General features: G+C 31.0%; 1 protein-coding gene. It reads right to left on the reverse strand.

Translation table 11 applies throughout. The annotated features are described in order from the left end of the window. Positions 1–134 precede the first annotated feature (134 nt). A partial coding sequence (locus ACFVGY_RS37155) for a hypothetical protein (RefSeq protein WP_385686816.1) occupies positions 135–697 on the reverse strand: 563 nt, incomplete at its 5' end.

A 697-nucleotide genomic window follows, 5' to 3' on the forward strand; every position in this document is an offset into this window, starting at 1 on the left:
TATGTTCGATAAATTAAATAATATAGGAACATGTGTTCGATTTCAAGACAAAAAATAAAAATAAATGAATTAATTTCATATTTAATTATTTTTAGGCAAAATAAAAAGCCGGGAAAATGAATTTCCCGACTCTTTTAAAAGTCACACGACACATGCGGACGACTTGTATTTTTAATATAGTCCATATTTCTTTTCTGTCTATTCGTTAGTAAAATTCCCTTGTTTACTTCCTGCTTTAAATCAAAATCGTCAGAACCCATTTTAAGCATAGTAGCAAATTTTCGTCTTTTTAATTCGCCTTTATAAATAGAATAATAGGCTTCTTTTTTCGTTATCATTTCTCCGCGCTCCTGACGCGCCTGTAAGCTTTTTAATTTCTCTAGGATATCATAATATACCCCTCTATTTAATTTCTTGATATACGCGCCGGGAATGCCTTTAAATTTCATTGTCTCCGAACCTTTGACCAAACGATATTGTTTTACTTTGCTTTTTTCGGGATAATTAAATACATTCCGAGAAAAAGAGGATATTTCTTTTTCTATTTCTTCTGGTTTTATTTCATCAGCATATTTTTCATAATACGTTTTTGGTTGAATGAATAAACCTTCTTCAAGAATACCTTCCAGTTTCCATTTACCGTACTCTCTATCGTCAACCATGTCATCATCAAAAATAGCTTCACATGCTATTGAAT

Source organism: Streptomyces sp. NPDC127106 (assembly GCF_042677605.1).
In the GTDB taxonomy this organism is placed as follows: Bacteria; Actinomycetota; Actinomycetes; order Streptomycetales; family Streptomycetaceae; genus Streptomyces.